Genomic DNA, 8,352 nt, shown 5'->3' with positions numbered 1-8,352 from the left:
GGCCGCTCCCGGCTACGGCTATCCGCCGACGGGACCCGGCCAGGACCCCGGCTACGGCTACCCGCAGCCGGGCCCCGGACGCCCGTATCTGGCCGCCGTGCCGGACCAGGGAGCCGAGGCCGAGCTGTGCCCGCAGTGCCGCACGCCTCGCGAGGCGATGGCGCCGTTCTGCGAGGAGTGCCGCTGGAACTTCCTGACGAACACGGCGACCTCGTACACCCCGGCCGCCCCGCACCCGCCGGCGCCGAACCCTGCGCAGCAGTTCCAGCAGCAGGGCCCGCCCGACTTCCAGCAGCAGGGCCCGCCGCCCATGGGCACCCAGCCGGGCCAGGACCCCTTCGGGTACCAGGGCTCGCGGCCCTCGCAGATGAACCGCCCCGCCGAGCCGTTGCCGCCGTTCGGCAACGGCGGCAACGGCTCGGGGCAGGTCCCCCCGCCCTACGGCGGCGAAGCGCCCGTCCCGCCGCCCTTCAACGGCGGCGACCCCTCCGGTCAGCCCCCGCAGCCGTTCCAGCACCAGGGTCCGCCGGCGCCGCCCGCGTTCCCGCAGGAGACCGGCACCCCGCCTCCGCCGCAGCCCGGCCCCGGCGCTCCGGGTCCGTCCTTCGGCGGTGACGACTGGGTGCTCTCGCCGCCCTCGTCGGCGGCCCCCGGCCCGGCCGCCCCGCATGCTCCCGAGCAGGACGACTGGGGCCGGCAGGCTCCCCAGACGCAGGCGCCGCAGCCGCCGCAGGGCTTCCAGTCGGTCCCCGGACCCGGTGTGGGCACCGTCTCCTGGACGGCGACGATCGGCCCGGACCGCGAGTACTTCATGGCGATGATGCACCGCAGCGGCCCCGAGGCATCGGGCCTGAACCTGCCGGCGTACTCGCCCGAGCAGCAGCGTCCGCTGGTCGGCAACCAGATCACCATCGGCCGCCGCCGCCACTCCACGGGCGACACCCCGGACATTGACCTGTCGGTGCCGCCGGAGGACCCGGGTGTGTCCCACCAGCACGCGGTCCTGGTCCAGCAGCCGGACGGCACCTGGGCGGTCGTCGACCAGAATTCGACCAACGGCACGACGGTCAACGCGGGCGAGGAGCCCATCCAGCCGTTCGTCCCCGTGCCGCTGCAGGACGGCGACCAGGTGCATGTGGGTGCCTGGACGACGATCACGATCAGGCACGGCTGAGTCCCGGCTCAGGGCTTACGGGAGTGGCCAGGCGTACGGCCCTTCGGGGTCGTCCAGCCAGGCCCACTCGTGCGGGCCGCTCACGCTGACGCCGTACCGCTCGCGCACCGGCCGGTCCTCGCGCTGCCACAGCGCGAGGGCCTCGTAGGGGTCGAGGCTCCCCGCGGTCAGCTCGAGCAGGAAACGGAACAGCTCGTTCTGCAGGGCCCTGCGGGGCAGCCCTCCCAGGCGCTGCTCCTGCGGGGCCCTCGTGCTGCCGCCCCGCAGCGCCACGAAGTACGCGGGCGTGTGCAGGAAGCGCCCCTCGGCGTGCTCGGCGTCCAGCACCGTCAGCGTGATCAGGCCGGTGGCGAGGGGCGCGAGGATGCGGGCGCCGGGCCTGCACTGGGCGAGCCAGGCGCGCGGCACCGAGGTCAGGGTGCAGGTCGCGATGATCCGGTCGTACGGGGCGTGCTCGGGGCAGCCCGCGGCGCCGTCGCCGGTGACCACGGCCGGGTGGTGGCCGGCCGCCGCCAGATGCCGCCGTGCGGACTCGGTGATCTCCGGGTCGAGGTCGACGGTGGTGATGTGCTCGTCGCCGAGCCGGTGGGCGAGCAGCGCGGCGTTGTAGCCGGTGCCCGCGCCGATCTCCAGGACGTCGCAGCCGTCCCGCGGCAGCCGCAGCTCCGCCAGCATCTTCGCCATCAGGGACGGCTGGCTGCTGGACGAGAGCAGTTCTCCGTCGCGTACGCGCGTGGCGAGCGGTGAGTCCGCGTACGCGCCGTCCAGCCAGCGCGCCCTGCGCCGCGGGTCGGGGTCCTCGCCCCAGAGGCGTTCGTAGCCGCCGCCGGTCGCGGCGATGTAGTAGTACGGCACGAACAAGTGGCGCGGGACCTGCGTGAACGCCGTCAGCAGGGCCGGGTCCCCGGCGCAGGCACCGCTCGCCTCGATCTCGCGCACCAGGGCGGCCCTGGCCCGCGCGGCGAGCGGGGGGCCGGCTTCGGATCCCATACAGCCACTGTGCTGCCGTACGGCCCGCGATGCGAGTGGCAGGCCCGCTGTGCGGGGGCGGGGACCCATGTGCGGGGGCCGGGACCTAAGTCTTCCGTACTCGGCCGCCCCGTCTGAGAGCATGGACCATGTGAATGAGATCCCGCGCGGCACGCTTCAGGAGCAGACCTTCTACGAACAGGTCGGCGGCGAGGAGACCTTCAGGCGCCTGGTGCACCTCTTCTACCAGGGGGTTTCGGAGGACCCGCTGCTGCGGCCGATGTACCCGGAGGAGGACCTGGGCCCGGCCGAGGAGCGCCTCGCGCTGTTCCTGATGCAGTACTGGGGCGGCCCGCGCACCTACAGCGACGACCGCGGCCACCCCCGGCTGCGGATGCGGCACGCCCCGTTCACGGTCGACAGGGCGGCGCACGACGCCTGGCTGAAGCACATGCGGGCCGCCGTCGAGGAGCTGAAGCTCTCCGAGGAGCACGAGCGGACGCTGTGGAACTACCTGACGTACGCGGCCGCGTCCATGGTCAACTCCGAGGGCTGACGGCCCCCGCACCCCTTCCCCAAGTGCCTGCACTCTGAAAGCATCCCAGCAGACTTCGGGGGACGTACGGCGTACAGCGCGGGGCACGGGGGGTCGACGGGGTGTGACGGGGTTCATATTTCTGCGCGTGCGCGCGCACCGGCTGCTGCTGGCGGCCGCACTGCTCGCCGTGCTCCTGACCACAGCGGTCCTCGCCACCCTCACCGCTTTCTCCGGCTCGATCGGCGACGCGGCCCTGCGGCACAGTCTGCGCACCCGGTCCGCCGCACAGGCCTCGCTCGTCGTGGGGGCCCAAGTGCCGCCCGGCGCACGGGAGTCGGCCGAGCAGGCGGTGCGCGAGGGCGCGCGGCGCACCTTCGACGGGCTGCCGGTGGGGCTTCGCTCGCTGGCCCGGTCGGGGCCGTACGCGCTGCCAGGAGCGCTGCCAGGAGCGCTGTCGGGTGCACTGCCGGGTGCGCGAAAGGGCGGCGAACCCGACCTCACGCACTTCGCGGCGCTCGACCGCTCCAGGATCCGCCTGACAAAGGGGAGTTGGCCCTCCTCGTACACAAAGGGCGGCCCGGTCGAGGTGGCGCTCCCCGAGGCGGCCGCCGCCCGGCTGAAGCTCGGTCCGGACTCCGCCCCGCTCACCCTCACCGACCGGCTCACCGGCCCGAAGGTGACCGTCAGAGTGACCGGCGTGTACCGCCCCGCCGACCCCACAGAGCCCTACTGGCAACTGGACGAGCTGGGCGGGCGCGGGGTGCGCGAGAGCGTCTTCCTGACGTACGGACCGCTGCTCACCGACCCCACGGCCCTGGCGCATGTCTCGGCGGGCCGTACGCAGTGGCTGGCGACGGCGGACTTCCGCACGGTGGCCACGGACCGGGTCGGCGCGCTGCGCTCGGCGGCCGAGCACGGGTCCGCCGCGCTCGCCAAGTCGCCGTCGCTCGGCGGCAGTCCGAGCGCGAACACCACGCTGCCCGAGGTCCTCGACCGGGCCGAGCGGGCGCTCCTGGTGTCCCGTTCGACGCTGCTCATCGTCGCCCTCCAGCTGATCATGCTGGCCGGGTACGCGCTGCTCCTCGTGGCCCGGCTGCTCAGCGCGGAACGCGGCGGCGAGACCGGGCTGCTCATGGCGCGCGGCGGATCGCGGGGCCGCGTCGCCTGGCTCGCCACGGTCGAGGCGCTGCTGCTCGCCCTGCCCGCGGCCCTGCTCGCGCCGCTGCTCGCGGGCCCGCTGACCGGGCTGCTCGCGAGCCACGGCGCGCTGGCCAGGACGGGGGTGCGGCTCGACACGTCGACGGGTACGGAGGTGTGGCTGATCGGCGTGGCCACGGCCCTGGGCTGTGCGCTCGCGGTGGTCGCGCCCGCCCTCTCCTCGAGCGCCGGGCCGCTGCGGGGCGCCCGGTCCGCTGCGCTGCCCGCCCCGCTGCGGGCAGGCGCCGACGTGGGGCTCCTTGTGATCGCGGCGGTGGCGTACCGGCAGCTGGACAGCAGGACGTCCGGTGCGGGCGCGCTGAGCGGTGACGGCGCGGGCGGCATCGGCATCGACCCGCTGCTGGTGGCCGCGCCCGCGCTCGCGCTCCTGGCCGGCACGGTCGTGACGCTGCGGCTGCTGCCGCCCGCCGCGCGTCTCGCCGAGCGCCGGGCCGCCCGGGGGCGCGGCCTCGCGGGAGCGCTGGCCGGCTGGCAGTTGAGCCGCCGTCCGCTGCGGGGCGCGGGTCCCGTGCTGCTCCTGGTGCTCGCCGTGGCGCTCGGCCTCCTTGCGATCGGCCAGGGCGCCTCCTGGGACCGCTCGCAGGAGGACCAGGCGGACTTCCGGGCCGGGACGCAGCTCAGGGTCCTTTCCAGTCGCGTACCGGAGGAGCGGCAGGCCGAGGTGTACGCGTCCCTGCCGGGCGTCCGCGATGCCGCTCCCGCCGCGCGCTCCACGATGGACCTCGCCGACGACCGGCAGGCGACGGTGCTCGCCCTCGACGGCGCGCGGGCGCTGCCGGGGCTGCTGATCCGGGAGGACCGCGGGGACCGGTCGGCGCTGACCGATGCGCTGCGGTCCCGGAAGACGGGGGCTGTGGCCACCGAGCAGTTCCTGCGCTCCAGCGGGGCCGCCGTGGGATCCCGGATCGATGTGCCGGTCACGGGCGGGTCGTTGCGGGTGACGATCGTCGAGGCGGTCCCCGAGCTACCGACGACGGGCGCGCGGGAGGAGGCGGCCGATACCGGGTCCGAGTCCGACGGCGGCGCACTCCTGCTCGACCTGCCGGGCGTGAACGCGGCGCTCCGGGCGAAGGACAGGAAACCGCTCACCCCCACCGAGTGGTGGCTCACCACCCGCCCCGGAGCCTCCGCCGATGCGGCCGCCGCCCTGCGCGCCCGCCCCGACATCGACCCCGAGCAGGTCCTGGTCCGTGACGAGATCGCCGCGGAACTGCGCGACGACCCCCTGGGCGCGGGCCCGCAGTCGGCGCTGCTCGCCGTGGCGGTGGCGGCCGCCCTGCTCGCGGCGGTGGGCTTCGCGGTGAGCGCGGCGGGGTCGCTGCGCGAGCGCTCGGCGGAGTTCGCGGTGCTTCGCGCGCTGGGTGCCCCGCGCCGAGGGCTTGCCCGCATGATCGCGGCGGAACAGGGCTTGCTGCTCGCCGTCGCCCTGCTGGTCGGCGTGGGCGTCGGCGCGGTCCTGACGCGGGCCGTGGTCCCCCTGATCGTGCTCACCGGAGAGGCGGGACGGCCGGTGCCGCCGGTCCTGGTGGAACTGCCGCTCCCCCAGGCGGCCACACTCCTCGCGGGCATCGCCGCGGTCCCCCTCGCGATCATCACCGCCCTGTCCCTGAGCCGCGGCGACCCGACCGTGTCGCTGCGCCACGAGGGAGGCAACTGACGTGCGCCGGACCCCGAAGCACTCGCCTTCTGTCGCCCCCTGGACCCGCACCCGGCTCCGCGCCGCCCCCGCGCCCGCCGTCGCGCTCGCCCTGCTGGTGTTAGCCACCGCGTTCCTCGCCGCCGTCTTCCCGCGCGCGGTCGACGCGTACGAGAGCGAAGGGCTGCGCGGCGCGGTCGCCGGCGCCGGGGCCGCGCGCGGCGGCATCGAACTGGCCGCGCCCGCGCCCGGACTCGACTGGGATCAGCCGGAGCGCGAGGACGCGATGCGCGACTCGGTCCTGCGCGGGCAGCACCGCAAGGTCATGGCCGCCATGCCCCGGCCGATCCGGGTGGACGCCGCACAGTCCACGTACGGCGTACGAACCGTCAAACCACCGGCGGGACTTGACCGCTCCCTGCCTCAACCGGACGAGATCCCACCGCAGTTCACGCTGGCCGCGCAGGCCGGTGTCGACGTCCACGCGCGCGTGCGCGAGGGCCGGCTGCCGAAGGCGGGCGTGACGGCGGACAGCCGCCGGGCCGAGGCCGCCGTGACCGCCGACACGGCCCGCGTCATGAAGCTCAGGCCCGGCTCTGCCGTCCACATCGACTCGCTGACCGGCGAGCGCGTGACCGTACGGATCACCGGGATCGTCGAACCTCGGCACCCCGAGTCCGCCTACTGGTCGTACGATCCGGTCCTGCGCACCCCGTCCCTGATCGACATGCCGGGCAACAACTCCCAGGAGCCAAAGAGGCGTTGGCACGCCGCTCTGCTCCTCGCGCCCGGCGCGGGGGCCTTTCTGCCCGCCGTCGACCAGGTCCCGCAGCAGTACTGGCGCATCGCCCCGGACTTCGCCGCCCTGACCGCCCGTGAGCTTCCGGCCCTGAAGGAAGGCGTCGCCTCCCTCGAAGCGGGGCCGCTCCGCACCGAACTGCGCCGCTTCACCGGCCCGGACGCCCTGGTCTCCACCGATCTCGACAAGGTCCTCACCGGGTACGAGGGGCTGCGCGACGCCGTGTCGCCGATCGTGGCGGTGGCCGCGTACGGAGTCGGCGGGGTCGCCGCCGTCGTCCTCCTGATGACCTGCTCCCTGGCCGCCGTACGACGCCACGACGAGCTGGCGCTGCTTCGCTCGCGCGGTGGCTCCGTACGCGGCATCGCGGGGCGGCTGCTCGCCGAGACCTCGGTGGTCGCGGTGCCCGCCGCAGCGCTCGGGCTGCTGCTCGCGGTGCTCGTCGTGCCGGACGCGCGTGCCTGGCCGTCGGTGGCCGCGGCCGCCGGGGTGTGCCTGCTCGGCTGTGCCGCGCTGCCGGTGCGCGCGGCGTTCACGCATCGCAGGCCGCGTGCGCACGAGGGCCGCGACGATCTGCTGACGGCCCGGCCCTCGCGCCGCCGCACGGTGGCCGAACTGGTGCTGCTGGTCCTGGCCGTGGGCGCGGTGGTGACGCTGCGGCGGTCCGGTACCGGTGGTGACTCGGCGGGCGGCGCCCTGGTCAGCGCGGCGCCGCTCCTCGTCGGCGGTAGCGCCGCACTTCTTCTCGTACGCCTGTACCCGCTGCCCCTGCGGCTGCTCACCCGCCCGCTCGCCCGCCGCCGCGGCGCCCTCGGCTTCCTGTCGATGGCGAGCGCGGGCCGCGCGTCCGCCACCCAGGCGCTGCCCCTGCTCGGCCTGTTGCTGGCCCTGACGACGGCGGCGTTCGGCGGCTCCGTCCTGACCGGGGTCGCCGACGCCCGCGACCGCACGGCGCTGCTCTCCGTCGGCGCGGACGTCCGCGTGGACCGGGGCAACGGCACCCTGCCCGCGTCCCTCGCCGCCGAGATACGCCGGACGCCGGGCATCGGCGAGGTCACAGCCGTCCACATCGACTGGTACCTGCGGCTGCCGGACCAGTCGACCGCCCCCTTGGTCGCGGTCGACCCCGCGGCCTACTCCCGGCTGACCCGCTCGACGGGCCTCGGGCCCCTCGCGGAGGCCGAGTTGGCGGCGGGCGACAACCCCCGCGCCGTGATTCCCGCCGTCGCGTCGCCGGAGGTCGCCCGGCGGCTCGGCAAGGGCCCGCACTCCTTCCGTACGCCCACCGGGAGCTTCCGGGCGGCGGTCGGTGCCGTCCGGGACAGCACTCCGGCGCTCCCAGCGGGCAGCGCGTTCCTGCTGATCGACCGGCGGCATCTCGAACGGCCGCCGAGCACCGCGCTCCTGGCGACCGGCGCATCGGGGCAGCGGATCGACACGGCGGCGCTCACCGGGTCCGCGCGGGCCGCGGGCGACGGCGTCGAGGCGCACTTCCGCGCCGCCGAACGCGCCGCGCTCACCGGCTCGCCCCTCCAGTCGGGCGCCGAGCGCAGCTACGCGGCGGCGGTCGCGGCGGGCGCCGGATACGCCGTACTGGCCGTGCTCCTTGCCCTGCTGCACTCCGCGCCGCGGCGCGCCGCGCTCCTCGCCAGGCTGCGCACGATGGGCCTGAGCACGGGGCAGGGACGCCGCCTCCTGGTCCTGGAGTCCCTGCCACAGGCGCTGCTCGCGGCGTGCGGCGGCGCACTGGTGGCCTTGGCTGCGATCGACCTCCTGGCACCGGGCATCGACCTCGCCCACGTCGCCCTCGCCGCACGAGCCCCGCTCACCGGCCTGGGCGAGGTGAGGCTGCGGGCGGACCCCTGGTCGCTGCTGCTGCCCGCGGCGGGTGTGGTGATCCTGACGGCAGGCGTCGCCTTCGTACAGGCCTGGTGGACTTCGCGGCGCACCACGGCCACCGAGTTGAGAACGGGAGACACCCGATGACGGACACCACATCCCCCACATCCCCCGCATCC

Annotated in this window: 5 protein-coding genes; 4 read left to right on the top strand and 1 reads right to left on the bottom strand. The window is 75.5% G+C overall.

Annotation, left to right across the window (positions count from 1 at the left end; translation table 11 throughout):
* Positions 1-157 precede the first annotated feature (157 nt).
* The gene (locus E2651_RS38175) at positions 158-1,174 is read left to right on the top strand and encodes an FHA domain-containing protein (protein ID WP_135335868.1); all 1,017 of its coding nucleotides are present in this window, start codon (positions 158-160) and stop codon (positions 1,172-1,174) included.
* Between the two features lie 15 nt (positions 1,175-1,189).
* Here E2651_RS38175 and E2651_RS38170 read toward each other — a convergent pair whose 3' ends face one another.
* Complete coding sequence (locus E2651_RS38170) at positions 1,190-2,164, bottom strand: methyltransferase domain-containing protein (protein WP_135335867.1); 975 nt, start codon at positions 2,162-2,164, stop codon at positions 1,190-1,192.
* Between the two features lie 121 nt (positions 2,165-2,285).
* Between E2651_RS38170 and E2651_RS38165 the strand changes: the two genes are divergently transcribed.
* From E2651_RS38165 to E2651_RS38155, 3 genes are all read left to right on the top strand, one after another.
* Positions 2,286-2,699 carry a globin gene (locus tag E2651_RS38165; protein ID WP_135335866.1) on the top strand — a complete coding sequence of 138 codons (414 nt, stop codon included), beginning with the start codon at positions 2,286-2,288 and terminating at the stop codon, positions 2,697-2,699.
* 103 nt (positions 2,700-2,802) lie between these two features.
* The gene (locus tag E2651_RS38160) at positions 2,803-5,556 is read left to right on the top strand and encodes an FtsX-like permease family protein (protein ID WP_135335865.1); all 2,754 of its coding nucleotides are present in this window, start codon (positions 2,803-2,805) and stop codon (positions 5,554-5,556) included.
* Position 5,557: 1 nt separating this feature from the next.
* Positions 5,558-8,320 (top strand): ABC transporter permease, encoded by a 2,763-nt coding sequence (locus E2651_RS38155; protein WP_135335864.1) that lies wholly within the window; start codon positions 5,558-5,560, stop codon positions 8,318-8,320.
* Positions 8,321-8,352: the final 32 nt, after the last annotated feature.

The sequence above is a fragment of the Streptomyces sp. MZ04 genome, from assembly GCF_004684775.1.
Classification (GTDB): domain Bacteria; phylum Actinomycetota; class Actinomycetes; order Streptomycetales; family Streptomycetaceae; genus Streptomyces.
Note: the sequence above shows the minus strand (reverse complement) of the source record. Positions and strands in the feature narration are given on the sequence as shown.

Excerpts from the sequence above, each read along its gene's own strand:
- E2651_RS38175 (WP_135335868.1), top strand. The coding sequence starts at position 158 with ATGGCGCCGTTCTGCGAGGAGTGCCGCTGGAACTTCCTGACGAACACG.
- E2651_RS38170 (WP_135335867.1), bottom strand. The coding sequence starts at position 2,164 with ATGGGATCCGAAGCCGGCCCCCCGCTCGCCGCGCGGGCCAGGGCCGCC.
- E2651_RS38165 (WP_135335866.1), top strand. The coding sequence starts at position 2,286 with ATGGACCATGTGAATGAGATCCCGCGCGGCACGCTTCAGGAGCAGACC.